Source organism: Streptomyces sp. NPDC002994 (assembly GCF_040611155.1).
In the GTDB taxonomy this organism is placed as follows: Bacteria; Actinomycetota; Actinomycetes; order Streptomycetales; family Streptomycetaceae; genus Streptomyces.
On sequence record NZ_JBEXNQ010000020.1, the window covers coordinates 51002 to 68577 of the forward strand.

A 17576-nucleotide genomic window follows, 5' to 3' on the forward strand; every position below is an offset into this window, starting at 1 on the left:
GAGCGTGCCGCCGGTGGCCATCACCGGTCTTGTACGTTTCTGGCATGACAGCCGACGGGCCCCGTACGCCCCGTACGCCCCGTACGCAGGTCAAGGCCTGGCGGCCTTCAGTCCCGGGGGTCAGCGAGGTCTTCCACGCGCACTTCACCGATCACGCCTACCCGGTCCACACCCATGACACGTGGGACCTGATGATCCTCGACGACGGCTCGGTCGACTTCTCCGTCGACCGCCGACGCCATGGAGCCGCTGGGGCGGGCGTGGTCGTACTGCTGCCGCCCGGCGTTCCCCACGACGGGAAAACGGTCAACCCGTCAGGGTTCCGGAAGCGCGTCCTCTATCTCGACACGACGGTCCTGCCGGAACGCCTCGCCGGAGCCGCCGTCGACGGCCCGGTCCACGGCGACGGGGTGTTGCGCCATCGCATTCACCAGCTGCACGCGGCCCTGGCCGATACGGCCGCTACGGGCGACGAATTCGAGGCCGAGTCCCGGCTGGCCTTCGTACGCGAACGGCTGCTCCTCCACCTGGATCACCCAGATGCCCCACGACGACTGGGATCGCGTCGCGAGACGAGCCGACTCGCCGCATCGTTACGGGAGTTGATCGACTCGCGTATATCCAGCGGAATAGCCCTGGACGAAGCCGCCGCGACTCTGCACGCTCACCCCACCCACCTGATCCGCTGCTTCACGCAGGCGTACGGCCTACCGCCGCACGCCTACCTGACCGGCAAGCGCATCGACCGAGCCCGCCGACTCCTGCTGGCCGGCAGGCGGGCGGCCGATGTCGCCACGTCGGTGGGCTTCTACGACCAGGCACACCTCAACCGCCACTTCACCCGCCACGTCGGCACCACACCCGGACGCTACGCGATCACCGCCAAGCGGTGAGCAGCTCCTCAGGCCCCACCACTGGCACGCCGTCCACCGCGGCGCCGCTGCGCGACACCGCGAGCAGGGGCGTGGTGTCGTCCGCCCCCGGTAGCTGCGATCGGTGGACGATCAGCCTCGCAACGTCGCGGGCGTCGAACGGCCGGTTCTCCAGCCACTTGATCGAGCCGACCGCCGTGATCCGCTTGGCGATCGGACCCCGGTCGGCCGCGACAATGTCGATCTCGGGGTCATTGGTACGTGTCCAGTAGCCGCCCACCGCGCCCGACCCGTCGGGCACTCCGCCTTCGCGCAGGCGAAAGAGCCCCTCGCGTACGACGGGTTCAATGGCCCGCCCACGCCAGGAAGTCCACGACTGACGCATGCGCGCCAGCGTCAGGTCTCCTCTGCCGCGCTCGATCTCCGACACGTACGGACCGAGGAAGGCAAGCCAGAAGCGCAGATGCGGATCAGCGACGTAGTAACGGGTCTCCTTCGACGGGCGTGTGGACAGGGGGCTGACCACGTCCACCACCCGTTTGGCGCTCAGCAGTTGGAGTGACCGGTTGAGGCTGGTTGCGGGAAGGCCACCGGCCGCCCGGCCGATCAGCGAATGGGTCCGCTCGCCAGAGCCGATGGCTCCCAGGACCAAGCGCGCCTGGGCGTCGGCCGGGAATTCCGCGGCCAGCGACCGTTCCCCACTGACGATGAGGGCGGACGTGGAGTCGGCCACCACTTCGGCCAGGTAGTCGAAGACTCCGGCGCCTCGGGGCCACTCCTCCAGGACGAGCGGCAGTCCGCCGGACACCAGGTAGGCATCGAACGCCTCGGCGGGTGCCAGTCGCAGTATGTCTGCCACGTCTGCCGGGCTGAGCGGCGGTACCACCATCTCCGTACCGCGCTGGTGAAAGGGACGGTCGTAGTCGTTCAGCCGCTCCATCATCGCCAGGTCAGAACCCACGCAGAGCAGCAGCACCGGCCGGCGTGACAGCTCGCGGTCGAAGAGCTTCTGCAGTGTGCCCTCGAAGCCCGGATCGTTCTTGATCAGGTACGGCATCTCATCGAGCACGACCACACTCGGCCGGTCGGTCGGCAGGGCCGCGGCGAGAAGGTGCAGGGCGGCGTCCCAGTCCCTGGGCGACTGTCCGGCCATGGCAGCGGCTCCGGGCAGATCCGAAGCGGCGGCCGCCTCGATGAACAGCCTCAGGTCGGTTTCCACGGTGGACTGGGCGGAGGCGGTGAAGAACACGCTGGGCAAACCGGAGCGATCGATGAACTCCTCCACCAGCCGGGACTTGCCCACCCTCCGGCGGCCGCGCATCAGGACAGCCCGGCCGGGGCGCCCTGCCCGGCCCCCGACCTCGGTGCGCTTGAGCATCCGGTCTAGGGCGGCAAGCTCGCGCTCGCGCTCGATGAAGTTGTCCACTTACACCACCCATCCGTGCTCGGCAGGCCCAGGCACGGCACGCCCAAAAATGAACGCACCAAATTTGGTAGTGACCTGCATCACGGGAGGTGCGTCATGAATTCGGGCTCATGAATTCGGGGCGACCTTGGCCAGGCCGTTGATGATGCGGTCCATCGCGTCGCCGCCCGTCGGGTCGGTCAGGTTGGCCAGCATCTTCAGGGTGAACTTCATCAGCACCGGGTGGGTCAGGCCGCGCTGGGTCGCGATCTTCATGACCTTCGGGTTGCCGATGAGCTTCACGAAGGCGCGGCCCATCGTGTAGTAGCCGCCGTACGTCTCCTTGAGGATCTTCGGGTAGGCGTGCAGGGCCAGTTCGCGCTGGGTGGGAGTCGCGCGGGCGTGCGCCTGGACGATCACGTCGGCGGCGATCTGGCCCGACTCCATGGCGTACGCGATGCCTTCGCCATTGAACGGGTTCACCATGCCGCCCGCGTCACCGACCAGCAGGAGGCCCTTGGTGTAGTGCGGCTGGCGGTTGAAGGCCATCGGGAGCGCGGCGCCGCGGATCGGCATCGTCATGTTGTCGGGGGTGTAGCCCCAGTCCTCCGGCATGGAGGCGCACCATGCCTTGAGGACCTCGCGCCAGTCCAGCTCCTTGAACGCCTTGGAGGAGTTCAGGATGCCGAGGCCGACATTGGAAGTGCCGTCGCCCATGCCGAAGATCCAGCCGTAGCCGGGGAGCAGGCGGTCCTGCGGGCCGCGGCGGTCCCACAGCTCCAGCCAGGACTCCAGGTAGTCATCGTCGTGGCGGGGTGAAGTGAAGTACGTACGGACCGCGACGCCCATCGGGCGGTCCTCGCGGCGGTGCAGGCCCATGGCGAGGGAGAGTCGGGTGGAGTTGCCGTCGGCGGCGACGACCAGCGGGGCGTGGAAGGTGACCGGGGTCTTCTCCTCGCCGAGCTTGGCGTTGACGCCGGTGATCCGGCCCGTACGGGCGTCGATGATCGGCTCGCCCACGTTGCAGCGCTCGTGAAGGCGGGCGCCGGCCTTCTGGGCCTGGCGGGCGAGCTGCTCGTCGAAGTCGTCGCGCTTACGGACGAGTCCGTAGTCGGGGTACGAGGCCAGCTCCGGCCAGTCGAGCTGGAGGCGGACGCCGCCGCCGATGATGCGAAGGCCCTTGTTGCGGAGCCAGCCCGCCTCTTCGGAGATGTCGATGCCCATCGAGACCAGCTGCTTGGTGGCGCGGGGCGTCAGGCCGTCGCCGCAGACCTTTTCGCGCGGGAACGCGGTCTTTTCGAGGAGGAGGACGTCGAGGCCCGCCTTGGCGAGGTAGTAGGCGGTGGTGGAGCCGGCGGGTCCGGCCCCGACGACGATCACATCTGCGGTGTGCTCGGAGAGGGGCTCGGTCACGGCGGGATCTCCCGTAAGACTCGGCGTCGCGTGCCTTGGGCACAGGTCGGAGGCAGTCTATTGGGGCGTGCTGATCACCAATCGGAAGGGTGCGCGTGGAGCGGTGCGGGAGTGCCGCGATCAGCCGAGGGTCCAGGTGGCGAGTGCGGTGTCGAAGGTCTTGCGGGCGTACTGCCAGTCCCGGTCCCTGCTCTTGGTGTAGATCGAGTAGTCCGTGCCGTTCGGCGCGATGTAGCCCTGGTCGATGGCGTGGAGGGTCTCGCCCGTCTGCTTGTCCTTGAAGGTGTACTCCCAGATCGCGCCCGGGCGGCCCTGGAAGGTGTTGCGTTCCAGGCGCAGGCGGTGAAAGTCGTTCTGGTTCGCCCTGGCCTTCTGCTCGAGGTTGAGGAAGTTGTCGTAGGAGGTGGCGTACGGGGGGTTGTGGACGACGCCGATGAGGAGGTGCTCCATGCCGGTGGAGCCGGAGTACGTGATCTGGCCGCTGGCCGCGTTCGTACGGGACCAGAGCTCGGGGACGGCTAGGGAGAAGCCGGCGGGGTCCGTTACGCGGCGGAAGCCGGTGGGGGGCTCGGGAGGTGCGGAGGTTTGGGGTGCGGCGGGGCTGGAGGGGGCGGGGGCCGGCTGGGGCGCGGTCGGCGGTTCGGTGGGGGTTGGTGTGGAGGTGGGAGTGGGGCTGGGGCTGGAGCTCGTGGCCACGGCGGGCTTTTCGTCCTGCGACTGGGACGCGGTGGTGCTTCCGCCGTCGTTGCTGAGCAGCAGCACTCCGGCGGTCGCGCCGCCGCCGATGACGAAGGCGGCGGCGAGGGTCGCCGTCCAGACGAGGGCGGGGCTTCGGCGCGCGCGTGGGGGTGGGGGTGGGGGTGGGGGTGAAGGTGGGAGTGGTGATGCGGGCGCGGGTGGGAAGGGCGGCGTGGGCGCTGGGGGCACGGGGTGCGGGTTTGCGGGGGTGGCCGTCGCCGTTTCCATCGCGTCCAGGGGTACGGGCGGGACGTACTGCGGCTGCGGTCGTTCGCGTCCGCATCTCAGGCAGTAGCGGGCGTCGTCGGAGACCTCGGTCCCGCAATGCGGGCAGTGCAGCGGCATGGGCCCATCTTGCCCGGCGGACGGGGCGCGTCAACCGGCTTCCGGGGACGGGGTGTTGCGCCCGGACCCCGCTCCTCAAACGCCGGAGGGGCTGAAGTTGCCCACTGGGGGCGGGGCCCGGGGCGTTGCTTGTTTGAGGTGAGGGGGCCGCCCTTTCGGGAGTTTCGCGGTTCCGGGCCGGGTGTAAAGGGCGCTCCTGCGTCGCGTCGCTGCGCGATGCCCCTTCGGGCCACCCTTGACACCCACCCCTCCACCGCTGGTTCTTTACGGGGGGCGGCCCCCGGGGGCGGGCCCGGCGCAAGCTGATCTGCTGGCTCGACTCTCGCCGCCGACAGGCGGGTGTCTGGGTGGGGCGCAGTCTGCCTAGGGGGCGGCTCGGCCCCAGGCTCAGCGGGTGCGGCAACGGCCGCTGGTGCGACACCCCATCCCCACGCACACGACCACCCACGACGGCAGACGGCCGCGCAGCCGGGTCGACCTGCGAACCGGCCGGTCCACAGGCGGGGCGCATGAGTTGAATGGGGTGACTCGGGCAGGTGTGGCGTCCACCCCGGCCGGTGGCCGGTTGCACCACAAGCACGTTGCTGGTGTGGGTGGGTGGTAATGGCGTCCGAGCCACGGGTGTGGGCCGAAACGCGCCCGTGATAGCGGGAAGCGATACCACTGAGGTGAGTGGGGTTGGAGTGGCATTGAGGCTCATAAAGTGCGAGGTTAGTAGCGCTCCAGGGCCTCGATCCGTCGGTTGAGGCGACCGAGCCCCACCAACGACGACGGCGGGGCCGCCAACCGAGCCCCCTGGCCACTCCGATGCCCCGCCACCCCACCGGCACCTGCCGCACCGGCCGCCCCAACCGTCGTCCGTTCAGTCTCACCACCCTTCCCGCCTGCGGGTGGAAACGCTCCACTGATAGCTGGAAGCGATACGGCTGGGACTAGTGGGGTTGGAGGGGCAATGGGATTCATCAAGTGTTGAGTTAGTCGCGTTCCCACGCCCGCAACGGACCGTTGAAGGGGTGGAACCCCGCAGAAGCCGCCCCAACCGAGGTCGGCCGGGGCGGGTGGGACTGGCGGGGCGCCGGGAACCGACTTCCGCCGGATTGGTCGCATTCCGAAGCCCATAGGCCGGCCGCCGGGCCGTTGAAATGCAATCAACCCAGCACATGATGGCAAGTGAGGCCCCTCCAATGGGACCAAGATGCACATAAAGGGCATCACCGATCGCCTTCTTCCGGGTTTGTCGCGTTCCGAAGCCTCGAACCGAGGCCCGAGACGGCGGCGAAGGGAGCCTCGACCGTTCCTCACCCCCGGCTGGTAGGGAGTTGGTTGCGGCCCGGAGCCCCTACCGATGCGTTGGAGTGAACCGAACCCACCACATGACGCGAACTGAAACCCCACCTATGTGCGGAAACGCGACATAACGAACCCCCCTGGTCGTCTTCTGTCGGGTTCGTCTCCATCCCACCGGCCGAGAGCATCGAGCCGACCCTCAGCTGACATCCGCCGACGGGCCGTCCGCCTGCCGCTTCGTCGGCAGGACCACTCGCTCCTCGGCAGCGACTCCGGGCCCTGCGGCTGCGCCTCGACGCCCGTGAGCGCGAAGTCGACGCGGCCGGTCGTCGGCCGAACGGCCCCAAGGGCGGGGAAGGTGGGAGCTGGCCGAACAGGGCCACCCCGAGGTCCGGGCGCCTCCATGGAGCGGCGGGAGGCCGCGGGGGCGGTCTCGGCGGTGTGGTCAGAGACCGGCTGATCCAGTCGAGCGCCGCCAGAACGTCGGCCAGGGGACATCAGCGACGTGCTTGCGCCCCAACCGACCACCCGCCGGGGCGGACGCCACACCCGCCCGAGTCCCCCCATTCAACTGTCGCGCCCACCCGCACAGACATGAGTCCGCACGTCGACCCGATCGGCCAACCGGCCGCCCACGTGGGTGCTCGTGTGCGTGGGGATGGGGATGTCGCACCAGCGGCCGTTCCCGCAGTCGCTGAGCCTGGGGCCGAGCCGCCCCATAGACCTCATGCGCCCCACCCACCGGGCCGCAAGCCACCGAGCCGACCCGTGCCACTCCCCCAGCCCCCGTGCAGGGCGTTTTTCTTTGGGCCGTCCCCGTATAAGCGTTAGCGGTGGGCCGGGGCGGCGGGTCAAGGGTGGGCCGAAGGCACATCGCGCAGCGACGCGACCGCAGGGAGCGCCCTTGACGCGGCGTCACGGCCCACCGACACTCGAGCGCTCGGGACGGCCCGAAACCCCCAGAAGCAAGCCTTGGTCACGGACCCCGGTCAACCCCGAAGGGCTAGAAAACCGACAACCCCGTCAGAGTCGTGAAGCGGTCCAGGGCCGCCACCCCCGCCACCGAGTTGCCGCGCGCGTCCAGCCCCGGGCTCCACACGCACAGCGTGCACCGGCCCGGTACCACCGCGACGATCCCGCCGCCCACTCCGCTCTTGCCCGGCAGTCCGACGCGGTGGGCGAATTCGCCTGCCGCGTCGTACGTGCCGCATGTCAGCATCACCGCGTTGATCTGCTTCGCCTCGCTGCGCGTCAGCAGCCGCGAGCCGTCCGCCCGCAGCCCGTGCCGGGCCAGGAAGCGCGCCGCCAGGGCCAGGTCCGCGCAGCTCATCTCGATCGCGCACTGCCAGAAGTAGTGGTCGAGGAGAGTGGGGACGGGGTTGGTGATGTTGCCGTACGACGCCATGAAGTGCGCCAGGGCCGCATTGCGGTCGCCGTGGGCGGACTCGGAGTCCGCTACCTCCTGGTCGAAGGCCAGGTCCGGGTTCCCGCTCTCCTCGCGGAGGAACTCCAGGAGTTCCGAGCTCGCGTCGCCCGTCAGGGTCTGGAGGCGGTCCGTCACCACCAGCGCACCCGCGTTGATGAACGGATTGCGCGGGATCCCGTTCTCGTACTCCAGCTGCACCAGGGAGTTGAACGGGTTGCCGGAAGGCTCGCGGCCCACGTGCGCCCACAGGTCGTCGCCGCCCGCGGCCAGTACGAGCGCCAGCGTGAAGACCTTGGTGATCGACTGGGTGGAAAAGGGGCGCTGCCAGTCCCCGACTCCGTACACCTTGCCGTCGACATCCGCGATGGCCATGCCGAACTGGCGCGGGTCGACCGCGGCGAGCGCCGGGATGTACTCGGCGGGTTTGCCGGCGCCGAGCTGCGGTGCGACGTCCTGCGCGATCCGCTCCAGGACTGACTGGTAGTTCACCACGGACTACCCCTGCCTACCACTGCCTACCACGGCCTACCGCTGCCTACTGCGGCTTGGTGCCGCGGTGCAGGGCCACAACCCCGCCCGTCAGATTGCGCCACGCGACCTTCGACCAGCCGGCCTTCTGCAGGCGGGCCGCCAGCGCAGGCTGGTCGGGCCACTCGCGGATGGACTCGGCGAGGTAGACGTACGCGTCCGGGTTGGACGAGACCGCGGTCGCTACCGGCGGCAGCGCGCGCATCAGGTACTCCATGTACACGGTCCTGAAAGGTGCCCACGTCGGGTGCGAGAACTCGCAGATCACCACGCGGCCGCCCGGCTTCGTCACCCGGTACAGCTCGCGCAGCGCCGCGTCGGTGTCCTGGATGTTGCGCAGGCCGAAGGAGATCGTGACGGCGTCGAAGGTGTCGTCCTTGAAGGGGAGCTTCGTTCCGTCGCCCGCCGTGAACGGCATCCACGGGTGGCGCTGCTTGCCGACGCGCAGCATGCCGATCGAGAAGTCGCAGGGCACGACGTACGCCCCGGCCTGCGCGAAAGGCTGCGAGGAGGTGGCGGTTCCGGCGGCCAGGTCCAGGATCTTCTGGGCCGGACGGGCGTCCACCGCCTTGGCGACCTCCTTGCGCCAGATCCGGTCCTGCCCGAGGGAGAGGACGTCGTTGGTGAGGTCGTAGCGTTCCGCCACTTCGTCGAACATCGAGGCGACTTCGGCGGGCTTCTTGTTCAGGGATGCGCGGGTCACGCCGTCCATTGTGCCGGGCCCGCCGCGGCAGCGGCCGCGCAGGCCCGGCGATCCGCCGCACAGCCTCCGCCGTCAGCGGCGCAGCGCCTCGGCGGGTTCGATACGGGAGGCGCGCCACGCCGGGTAAAGCCCCGCCAGTACGCCCGTGACCAGGCCGATCACCGGGGCCGCCGCCGCGGCGGCGGGGTGTACGACCGGGGTCCAGTCGCGGGCCAGGGCCACGCCGACCACCGTGAGCACGCCCAGCGAGGTGCCGATCAGGCCGCCCAGGGCTCCCAGCGCCCCGGACTCGGCGAGGAACTGCACGGTGATGTGCCTGCCGCGTGCCCCCAGCGCGCGTCGAAGGCCGATCTCGCCGGTACGTTCCAGAACCGCGACCAGGGTCGTGTTCGCGATCCCGACCGCGCCGATGACCAGGCAGATCGCCGCGAGGAGGAGGAACAGCTGGCTCAGGTCGCCGCTCACGCCCGAGCGCAGCATCTTCGGGTCCGGTGGGGGTACGGCCTTGAGGTACTCGGGGTGGTCGGGGCGCAGTGCGGTGGGCGCCAGCTTGGCGACCTGCTGGGCGGCTCCCAGCTCGGTCGAGATCAGCATCATCGCTCCGCTGCCCTCGGGCGGGCCCCAGATCTTCTCGGCGGTCGTGCGCGGGACGACCACCGAAAGGAGCAGGTCGGCCTTGCGCTCGGTGTCCTCGATGATGCCGGTGACGGTGAAGGGCTGGTCGCCCACGAATACGGCGGGCCGGGTCTCCAGGGTGGTGATACCCAGGCGGGAGGCGACGCCGGAGCCTATGACGGCGACGTACTCGCCGTTCTCCGACATCAGGTCGTCGTAGAGCTTCCCCTGGGCGAGGGTGGGCTCGGCCGCTTCGAGTACGCCGGGGGACGCGGCGACCACCTCGGCCCGCGAGCCGCCGGCCGCGCCGCCCACCGGGGCGGAGCGCACGGTGGTCGCGGCATCCAGCCGCACCGGCCAGTACACCCCTGCGCTGCGTACGCCGTTCAGCTTCTCCACCCGGGCATCGGCGTCCTCGGGGAAGGCCGGACCGGCGTACTCACTCTGCTCCGACGCCACGTCTTCGACCGAAACCTCAGTGGCCGTCAGTGAGTTGAAGCGGGCATCGATCTGAGAGGAAGCTGTCGCGGTCAGGCCGAGAATGGCCACGAATGTGCCTACGCCAAGGACCGTGCCCAGCGCGGTCAGCGCCGAACGGGCCGGGCGCTGCAGCATTCCGGCGAGCGCTTCGGCCAGCAGGTCGGTGAGGGAGAGCACCGAGGGCTCCACCGGTCGGGTATCCCGGCGAGGCAGGCGGCGGATCATGCCACCGCCTCGTCTCGCTCGCGCAGCACACCGTCCCGGATGGTGACCGTACGCGCGCCGCGCTCCGCCACCTCCAGGTCGTGAGTGATCACCAGGACGGTCATCCCGTCGGCGTGCAGCTCCTCGAGCAGTTCGAGTACCGACTGCGCGTTTGCCGTGTCGAGATTGCCTGTTGGTTCGTCGCAGAGGAGAAGGGAAGGCCTGGACACCAGGGCTCGCGCGATCGCCACGCGCTGCCGCTCACCACCGGACAAGCGGGTGGGCAGGGTGTCGACGCGGTGGCCGAGTCCGACCCGGCTCAGTGCTTCCTTCGCCCGCTGTCGCCGCTCCTTGCGGGCGACACCGCTGTAGACCATGGCCAGCGTGACGTTCTCCAGAGCACTGCGGTGCGGCAGCAGATGGAAGGACTGGAAGACGAAGCCGATCCGGCGGCCGCGCAGCGCGGTGCGGTGGGCGTCCTTCATCGCGCCGGTGTCCAGACCGTCGAGGAGGTACGTCCCCGAGGTGGGCGCGTCGAGGAGGCCCGCGATGTTCAGGAACGTCGACTTGCCGGACCCCGATGGGCCCACCACCGTCACGAACTCGCCCTGGGTGATCACCAGGTCGCAGGGGCGGAAGGCGGCGACCGGCGGGGGGCCGGGGTACGTGAGAGCGACCTGTCGGAACTCGATGACCGGTGCGGTCATTTCTTCACCCCGGTAACCACCTTGTCGCCCGCCGCGAGGGCGTCCTTCTCTGCAGGTACGACCGCCACGAAACCGTCGCCGGTCGTCCCCGGCCGTACCTCGACCCGCTTCTCTCCCCCGGACTTGCTGACGACCGTCACCACCGTCTTGCCGTCCGCACCCGAGGTGATCGCGGTGATCGGCACCACCAGGGCCTTGCCGCCGGTGGAAGCCGCCTCGATCGTCAACCGCACGTCCTGGCCGGTCAGTTGCGTGTCGAGGGCCTTGTCCGGGGTGATCTGCACCAGGTAGCCGGACTGGCCGGAGGACGCGCCGCCCCCGCCGCCACTGCTCTCACCGCTTCCCTGGCCGCCGCCCGAGTTGCTGCCGCTGCTGTTCTGTCCGGGAACGGTCTGCGTCTCGGCCACCAAGGAGACCTTCGCGCGGGCCGACACCCCGCTGAGCTCCGAGTAGATCTGCACCTTCTGGCCGGCGCGCAGCAGCCCCTTCTGGTACTCGGGTACGTACGCCTGCACCATCAGCTTGCCCGCCGACACGGTCATCACCGTCCCGGACACCTTGCTTCCCACGGACCCCTGGACCGCGTTCACCCGGGCCGGGAAGCTCTCCAGGAACACCGCCTCACCGGCGGGGAACATCGGGCCCGACTTGGCCTGCGCCTCGGCGTACGCCGTCCGCGCGTCGCGCAGGTCTTCCGCCGCCCGGTCCACGGACTTCTGGAGATCGCTGCCCGTACCGGCGTCAGTGGCTGCGGCCTCATCCCCGGCCGCGCCACCCTCCGCGTCGCCGTCCGCACCGCCGTCCGAGCCGCCGTCCGAGCCGCTGTTCGCCGCGTCCCGGGCGTCCTTGGCGTCCTCCAGTGCGCGCTCGGCGGACTTCACCGTGTCGCCTGCGGCCTTGAGTGCCTCGCCGTCGTCGTCCTGGGCGGGCAAGGGGTCGTAACCGACGGCCGTGTAGAAGGAGTTGAGCGCGGACTTGGTTCCCGCGCCGAAGGTGCCGTTCGCGTCCGAGCCCGTGCCGTGCCCCAGGTCGCGCAGCGCCTTCTGCAACTGCTTCACATCATCGCCCGTGCTGCCCGGGCGCAGGTCCCGGTAGACGGGCAGCTTCCCCTTCAGTACGAACACCGGGCGGCCCGAGACCTCCAGCAGCACCTGGCCGTTCTTGAGGACGTCCTGCGCCTTGACCGCCATCTTCGTGATCACCGGTCCGGCCGCGGCGCCCTCACCGCCGCCGGACACCTGCGGGGAGACGTTCACGGACTGTCCCGCCTTCACCTCACCGCGAGTGATCACCGAGGACACCAGAACGCGGTGCTCCACCGTCGCCGTCAGCACATCCTCCTGGGGCGCGTCCGCCTCCGCCGCCACCTGCGCCGGTGACTTGATCACCATGGAGGCGCCGACCCCGGCGGTGGCGAGCACCGCCGCGCCGACGGCGACGGCGATCACCCAGCGGCGTCGCCTGCCCAGGCTGCCGTCCCGCCCCTCTTCCGCGCTTTTGATCTCACTGTTCTCGCTCATGCGCAGCAGCCTTCTCCGGATCCGGCCGCGTCAGCCGCCGACGACCGTGTCGCCGTCGCTGGAGTCGGGCTGGCACTCCTGCTCCGCTTTGGGGAAGTCGGGGTTCGCCTTGAGCGACTTGGCCAGCTCGGCGCTGAGCTGCACGTTGCCGTTCTTGTCGGGGTCCGGGTAGTTCTTGATCCCCTTCTCCCGTATGCACGCACTCAGTTCGCGGGCCTTCGCCAGCTGATCCTTCGGCAGGGCGGACACGGTCGGTGCCGGGCGGAGGTCCACGCACTTCTTCTCCGCCGCGATGGTCTTCGCGTCGCTGTTCGTGCCCTTCTCGACTCGCAGCTCTCCGCCGTCGGTCGTCTCCAGGGTCAGACCGTTGTCCTTCAGGCAGTCGAAGTACGCCCGCGTCTCATCGCTCACCACGGCCTGCGGCGCACCGCTCGTCGGGGACTTGGCCTTCGGCCGGTCGGCGTCAGGGGTCTCACCGGTCCCACCCTGCGTGGCGTTCGAGCAGCCAACGGCGGCGAGGGACACCAGCAGCAGCGCCGCGGCAGTTCTGGTGACAGCAGGGACACAGCGCATACGGGAACTCCCGGGAGAGGGACAACGGTGGGGAGGGGCCGACCCCCTGACAGCAGCGGGGGTGACTGGCCGGGGCAACCAACAGATGCCTGGAATCGGCAGTTTGATGGTGCGTAAGTGCTGCTCAGGCGACCGACGGTACAGAGCGCGCAAGCCCACAACAACTGTCTCCGGGGACAGTAGACACCCCTTGGTGCGCCTCATTGAATTGCTACCGCTCGTGTTCGAGCAGCAACACAAGCAACTCAAGCACCACACAAGGAGAAGCGAAAATGTCTCGTTCCACCGTTACGCGGCGCCTCGCCGGCATCGCCCTGGCAGCCACCGCCGCCACCGGCCTGACCCTCGCGACGGCCGGTACGGCCTCGGCCGCCACCCACAAGAACGGCGTCGTGGAGACCGGCGAGTTCGGCCTCTACTACAACTCCGACTTCGGCGGTTGCGTCTTCGACCTGTACGTCAGCGACTCCAACTTCTACGACGACAAGTTCGTCGGTAGCTGCGCCGGTTCGGGGCAGTCCACCAACGACAACACCGCCTCGTACTGGAACCGCGACTCGAACACCTGGTACGTGTACACCGACGCCAACCGCGGCGGCGTCCGCGGCTCGCTGCCGTCCGGTTACTACGGCAACGCCTCCGCCACGTTCAAGAACGAGATCTCTTCGGCGTACTACACCCTCTGATCAGGCCGCGGGGAACGACCCCGCCGGTGAAAAAAGCAACCGCTGTTCTGCCCGTAAGCGCCGGGCAGAACAGCGGTTGCCGCATCCTACAACCCGGTCGCCCGAAGGATCCGCATGCTCCCGCTCTCCGGCTCGCGCCACATCCACCGTTCGATAGGTGTGGTCTGCGCTGCTCTGCTCCTCTCCGCTTGTTCCTCCACCGCCGACGTGGGACAGAAAGACGACAAGTCGGAACCCGAGGTGAAGGCCACCCCCACGATGTCGGCGACCGTGGGCCTGGAGTTCCCCCTGGACGCCTATGAAGCCACCCAGCAGGAGCGAGACGCGGTCGAGCGGGGCCAGAACACGCTCGTCAGCCAGTGCATGGAACGCTTCGGCTTCTCCTACAGCCCCCCGCAGCGGCCCGCCACGAAGGCGGCGAACGGCCCGAACTCGCGGATCTTCGGGCTGGTGGACCCGGAGGAAGCGGCACAGTACGGCTACGGCTCCCCCGGTGAGCCCGAACCGCCGGCGAAGACGTCGAAGACTCTCACCCAGACCGAGGAACTCGCCTTGCACGGCGCGCCCGACCTGGTACCGGCCGACATCCCGAAGAGCCAGGCGGAGGCCGAGAAAAAGGGCGGCAGCAAGCAGAAGATCAACGGCAAGGCAGTGCCGCTCGGCGGCTGCAGCCGTGAGGCATTCCTCAAGCTGTACGCTCCCGAGCCGAACGCCGTGGACGCGCTGTACGTCTTCAATCTCAAGTCCGAGGCCGAGTCGAAGTCCCGCGAGGACTCCCGCGTGAAGGCCGTCAACAAGCGCTGGTCCGAGTGCATGGCCAAGCAGGGCCACACGGCCGTCGACCCGATGGACGCCCGCGAAGACCTCGGCATCGCCGAAGACGCCCTCTCCTCCCCCGCCGCGATCACCGCCGCCAAGGCCGACGTCGCCTGCAAGCAGAAGGTCAACCTCGTCGGCGTCTACTTCGCGGTCCAGTCCGCCTACCAGAACCGGCAGATCAACAAGAATGCCGAGACCCTCAACCTGGCCAAGCAGCAACTCAAGGACCGGCTCAAGCTCGCCGCCTCGCTCAGTTCATAACAAGCACAAGAGCCTGAAAAAGCAGCCCCGGGACCACCTCGGACAAGCCGCCCAACTCGTCTCCTGACGCACCTTCCCGGCCCGCCCATATTGCGGACTTACAGCCGGGGCTCTCACCCCCCCGTGTTAGATTTCCGCTGCTTTTGAGCCAACGTCCTGGGGGGGATCATGACGGTTCACTGTATTGTCTGCGCTGGTCGGAGCCATGATGTCGCCTGCGAACGGGCGTCGTTGACCCTCCTCGCGCCAACTCCTCTGCGCCATCTCACGCCCATGGAGAAGCAGGTTTTCGCCGCCCTGCACAGCGCGCCTTCCAATGAGGAAATCGCGGCCGACCTGAACATCAGTACGCGGACGGTGAAGTTTCACATTGCCAATATCCGCGCGAAACTCGGCGGCCTGACAAGGCTGCGGCTCTGCTTACTCTCCGCCCTGCACCGCAGAGGACTTCCGGCCCTCTGCACTTCCTGCGCGCAAGCTTTCGCAAAGCTGCCGAAGTGCTCGACATCCGCTTTCAACCTTTCCGACGCGAGCGCGCTCTGAAGGGGGTGGGAGCAGATCCCGGAGCTTCGGAGCAACCGGGGCAGGACCAGCGAGAGGGGGCGGGCGGATGCCGGCAGGGACGGCGACCGGCCCGGGGGCCGAGGCCTCGGACCGCGACACCGCGAGCTTCGAGGCGTACGCACGAGTCGGGCAGCGGCGGCTGTACCGGACGGCCTACCTGCTGTGCGGGGACCCGGAGGGCGCCCGGGACCTCGCACAGACCACGCTCGCCAAGCTGTTCCAGCACTGGCGCAAGGCAAGCGCCGCCGACAACCTCGACGCCTACGCCAAGACCGTGCTGGTACGCACCTTCGTGGCCGAGCGCAGGCGAACCCTGCGCGACCTCCTGGCGCACACCCGCACCGCTCCCCGTACGCAGCCCCACCCGGCGCCGTACTCGGACCTGCGGGTCACGCTCCTCGCCGTGCTGGACGAACTCCCGCCCCGGGCGAGGGCCATCGTCGTACTGCGCTACTGGGAGGACCTGAGCGTCGAAACGGTCGCCTCTCTGCTGCGGTGCAGCGAGTCCACCGTGAAGAGCCAGTGCTCACGCTCCCTTGCCCGGCTGCGCACCCGGCTGGGTGACGCGCATGTCTACGCCACCGGGAGCTGATGACCGGCCATGAATACGAACCTGCATCACACCCCCGAGCAGGACCTGCCGGACCCGCCGGACGCGCTGTTCAAGAACGCCATGAGCCGGGCGACCGAGATGCTCCCGCCGCTGCCCGACCTGGTGCCGGGAGCCGTGCGCCTGGGCCGCCGGCGGCGGGCGCGGGCCCGGCTGGCGGTGGCCGGGAGCGTCTTCGGGGTGGTGACGGCCGTGGCGCTGACCATGTCCGTACTGACCCCGTGGGCCCGTCCCGGCCCGGACACCGGCCCGGCGGCGCCCCCCGGCCCGCCGGCCGCCGGCCCCGCGCCGGAGCGCACCCCGGTGCACGTGGAGCCGAGCCCCGGCGAGACGTTCGCCCGCACCCTGCTGCCGAAGGCCGAACAGCAGCGGCTCACCGCGTTCCAGCAAAAGGCCGCCGTGGTCCTCGACGACCTGCTCCCCGCCGCGGTCGGCACCATCCGCCCGCTCGACAGCGACGTCCGTCTCTACCAGGGCGAGACGGGTGGCAAGATCTTCCCGGTGCGCTTCACGGTGCGCGCCGAGCCGGGCGGCTCACTGCGCGCGTGCAAGGGCGTACCGGAGAAGGGCCTGCGCTGCGATCGGGTCACCCTGGCCGACGGGACCACCGCCAACGCGTACCGGATGCCGGTCAACTCGCGGAATGCCCTGGAGGTTTCCGTCCAGTACCGGTACGGCGACAGCGCCGTCTCGCTGACGGTCTCCCCGCAGGAGTCGTCGGGCGAGCCGGCCCCGGTGTCGGTCACCCAACTGGTGCGCGCCGTGGACAACAAGCGGTTCGAGCAGCTGGTGCGGTACGCCGACGACCATCCCGTACTCGAGAGCGGATCGACCCATGGCGGCTGACCAGTCCGTACGAGACGCCGACGAGGACACGTACCGCATACGCGTGCCGGTCAGCTCTACTCCTTCTTCTGCTTCCTCCTCCTTACGATCGGGTTCCCCGGGGCGTGCACAGCGCAGGCAGGCGGGGAAGCGGACTCGGACGCGCCGTCGGCGCCGGGACGGTCTCGGCGCGCTCGTGCTCGTGGCCGCGGTCGTCGCGGGGGCGGTGTTCCTGGACCTGCCGTGGGCGGGGGCGGGGTCCGAAGCGCCGGCCGCCGACGGGCGCGTCCAGGCGCGCGCCACTCCGTCCCCGCCCGCGCCGAGGACGTCGCCGGCCGCCTCCCCCAAGGCCAAGGCGTCGCCCAGACCCAAGCCGTCGCCGACCGCCACCGCTACCGCGACTGCCTCCACCCCGCCGTCGGCCGTGCCCGCCTCGGGCCCCGGCACGTTCACCGTCGCCCGCGCGGGCGTCTCCGCCACCGGCGGTGGCAGCCGCTACCGCGTGGAGGTGGAGGACGGTATCGGCGTCGACCCGGACCAGGCTGCCGAGGACATCGCCGGCATCCTCGCCGACCCGCGCGGCTGGGCGTACGGCGGCACCCACTCGTTCCGCCAAGTCGCCGACGACTCGGCCGGGTTGGTGATCCGCGTCGCCACCCCGACGACCACCGACCGGCTGTGCGGCTCGTACGGCCTGAACACCCACGGCGAGGTCAACTGCCGCGGCGGCGAGAAGGTCATGGTGAATCTCAAGCGGTGGCAGCTCGGCTCCCCGCAGTTCGACGGACCGGTCTCCGAGTACCGCGCCCTGATCATCAACCACGAGGTCGGCCACTGGCTGGGCCGCGGCCACGAGACCTGCCCGGGGCCCGGCCGCCCGGCGCCCGCGATGATGCAGCAGATCAAGGGCCTGCAAGGGTGCGTGGCCAATGCCTGGCCGTACGACCAGAACGGCCGCTACCTGGGCGGCCCCAGCGTGCCGTAACCGCCCCTTG

General features: G+C 69.7%; 16 protein-coding genes. 7 read left to right on the forward strand and 9 right to left on the reverse strand.

Annotation, left to right across the window (positions count from 1 at the left end; translation table 11 throughout):
- The first annotated feature begins 44 nt into the window (after positions 1–44).
- Entirely contained in the window at positions 45–893 is an 849-nt protein-coding gene (locus tag ABZX79_RS25420) for an AraC family transcriptional regulator (protein WP_355262004.1), read from the forward strand.
- Here ABZX79_RS25420 and ABZX79_RS25425 read toward each other — a convergent pair.
- The 9 genes from ABZX79_RS25425 to ABZX79_RS25465 form a co-directional block, all read right to left on the reverse strand.
- Positions 877–2298 carry a DUF234 domain-containing protein gene (locus tag ABZX79_RS25425; protein WP_355262007.1) on the reverse strand — a complete coding sequence of 474 codons (1422 nt, stop codon included), beginning with the start codon at positions 2296–2298 and terminating at the stop codon, positions 877–879. The two genes, ABZX79_RS25420 and ABZX79_RS25425, sit on opposite strands and share 17 nt — an antisense overlap.
- Positions 2299–2406: 108 nt before the next feature.
- The gene (locus ABZX79_RS25430; RefSeq protein WP_355262010.1) at positions 2407–3690 is read right to left on the reverse strand and encodes a geranylgeranyl reductase family protein; all 1284 of its coding nucleotides are present in this window, start codon (positions 3688–3690) and stop codon (positions 2407–2409) included.
- Positions 3691–3810: 120 nt separating this feature from the next.
- On the reverse strand, positions 3811–4773 hold the full coding sequence (locus ABZX79_RS25435) for a zinc ribbon domain-containing protein (protein WP_355262013.1): 963 nt from the start codon (positions 4771–4773) through the stop codon (positions 3811–3813).
- A 2290-nt stretch (positions 4774–7063) separates the two neighbouring features.
- Entirely contained in the window at positions 7064–7975 is a 912-nt protein-coding gene (locus ABZX79_RS25440; protein WP_355262267.1) for a glutaminase, read from the reverse strand.
- 46 nt (positions 7976–8021) lie between these two features.
- Positions 8022–8717 carry a demethylmenaquinone methyltransferase gene (locus tag ABZX79_RS25445; protein ID WP_355262016.1) on the reverse strand — a complete coding sequence of 232 codons (696 nt, stop codon included), beginning with the start codon at positions 8715–8717 and terminating at the stop codon, positions 8022–8024.
- A 72-nt stretch (positions 8718–8789) separates the two neighbouring features.
- Positions 8790–9947, reverse strand: coding sequence for an ABC transporter permease (locus ABZX79_RS25450; RefSeq protein ID WP_355262270.1), 1158 nt, complete (start codon positions 9945–9947; stop codon positions 8790–8792).
- Between the two features lie 86 nt (positions 9948–10033).
- Positions 10034–10723, reverse strand: a complete 690-nt coding sequence (locus ABZX79_RS25455) for an ABC transporter ATP-binding protein (protein WP_355262019.1) — start codon at positions 10721–10723, stop codon at positions 10034–10036.
- Positions 10720–12243 carry a peptidoglycan-binding protein gene (locus ABZX79_RS25460; RefSeq protein WP_355262022.1) on the reverse strand — a complete coding sequence of 508 codons (1524 nt, stop codon included), beginning with the start codon at positions 12241–12243 and terminating at the stop codon, positions 10720–10722. Before ABZX79_RS25460 ends, ABZX79_RS25455 begins: the two co-directional genes overlap by 4 nt.
- A 30-nt stretch (positions 12244–12273) precedes the next feature.
- Positions 12274–12816: a hypothetical protein gene (locus ABZX79_RS25465; protein WP_355262025.1), complete on the reverse strand. Its 543-nt coding sequence runs from the start codon at positions 12814–12816 to the stop codon at positions 12274–12276.
- 272 nt (positions 12817–13088) lie between these two features.
- Between ABZX79_RS25465 and ABZX79_RS25470 the strand changes: the two genes are divergently transcribed.
- The 6 genes from ABZX79_RS25470 (at position 13089) to ABZX79_RS25495 (ending at position 17566) form a co-directional block, all read left to right on the forward strand.
- Positions 13089–13502 carry a peptidase inhibitor family I36 protein gene (locus ABZX79_RS25470; RefSeq protein ID WP_355262028.1) on the forward strand — a complete coding sequence of 138 codons (414 nt, stop codon included), beginning with the start codon at positions 13089–13091 and terminating at the stop codon, positions 13500–13502.
- 114 nt (positions 13503–13616) lie between these two features.
- Positions 13617–14582: a hypothetical protein gene (locus ABZX79_RS25475; RefSeq protein WP_355262031.1), complete on the forward strand. Its 966-nt coding sequence runs from the start codon at positions 13617–13619 to the stop codon at positions 14580–14582.
- Positions 14583–14855: 273 nt separating this feature from the next.
- On the forward strand, positions 14856–15125 hold the full coding sequence (locus ABZX79_RS25480; RefSeq protein ID WP_355262034.1) for a LuxR C-terminal-related transcriptional regulator: 270 nt from the start codon (positions 14856–14858) through the stop codon (positions 15123–15125).
- A gap of 67 nt (positions 15126–15192) precedes the next feature.
- The gene (locus ABZX79_RS25485) at positions 15193–15738 is read left to right on the forward strand and encodes a SigE family RNA polymerase sigma factor (protein ID WP_355262037.1); all 546 of its coding nucleotides are present in this window, start codon (positions 15193–15195) and stop codon (positions 15736–15738) included.
- Positions 15739–15747: 9 nt separating this feature from the next.
- Positions 15748–16602, forward strand: coding sequence for a hypothetical protein (locus ABZX79_RS25490; RefSeq protein WP_355262040.1), 855 nt, complete (start codon positions 15748–15750; stop codon positions 16600–16602).
- Entirely contained in the window at positions 16592–17566 is a 975-nt protein-coding gene (locus ABZX79_RS25495; RefSeq protein WP_355262043.1) for a DUF3152 domain-containing protein, read from the forward strand. The genes ABZX79_RS25490 and ABZX79_RS25495 overlap by 11 nt, the downstream gene beginning before the upstream one ends.
- The last annotated feature ends 10 nt before the right edge of the window (positions 17567–17576 follow it).

Excerpts from the sequence above, each read along its gene's own strand:
- ABZX79_RS25420 (WP_355262004.1), top strand. The coding sequence starts at position 45 with ATGACAGCCGACGGGCCCCGTACGCCCCGTACGCCCCGTACGCAGGTC.
- ABZX79_RS25435 (WP_355262013.1), bottom strand. The coding sequence starts at position 4,773 with ATGCCGCTGCACTGCCCGCATTGCGGGACCGAGGTCTCCGACGACGCC.
- ABZX79_RS25450 (WP_355262270.1), bottom strand. The coding sequence starts at position 9,947 with ATGCTGCAGCGCCCGGCCCGTTCGGCGCTGACCGCGCTGGGCACGGTC.
- ABZX79_RS25455 (WP_355262019.1), bottom strand. The coding sequence starts at position 10,723 with ATGACCGCACCGGTCATCGAGTTCCGACAGGTCGCTCTCACGTACCCC.
- ABZX79_RS25460 (WP_355262022.1), bottom strand. The coding sequence starts at position 12,243 with ATGAGCGAGAACAGTGAGATCAAAAGCGCGGAAGAGGGGCGGGACGGC.
- ABZX79_RS25465 (WP_355262025.1), bottom strand. The coding sequence starts at position 12,816 with ATGCGCTGTGTCCCTGCTGTCACCAGAACTGCCGCGGCGCTGCTGCTG.
- ABZX79_RS25470 (WP_355262028.1), top strand. The coding sequence starts at position 13,089 with ATGTCTCGTTCCACCGTTACGCGGCGCCTCGCCGGCATCGCCCTGGCA.
- ABZX79_RS25475 (WP_355262031.1), top strand. The coding sequence starts at position 13,617 with ATGCTCCCGCTCTCCGGCTCGCGCCACATCCACCGTTCGATAGGTGTG.
- ABZX79_RS25480 (WP_355262034.1), top strand. The coding sequence starts at position 14,856 with ATGGAGAAGCAGGTTTTCGCCGCCCTGCACAGCGCGCCTTCCAATGAG.
- ABZX79_RS25485 (WP_355262037.1), top strand. The coding sequence starts at position 15,193 with ATGCCGGCAGGGACGGCGACCGGCCCGGGGGCCGAGGCCTCGGACCGC.
- ABZX79_RS25490 (WP_355262040.1), top strand. The coding sequence starts at position 15,748 with ATGAATACGAACCTGCATCACACCCCCGAGCAGGACCTGCCGGACCCG.
- ABZX79_RS25495 (WP_355262043.1), top strand. The coding sequence starts at position 16,592 with ATGGCGGCTGACCAGTCCGTACGAGACGCCGACGAGGACACGTACCGC.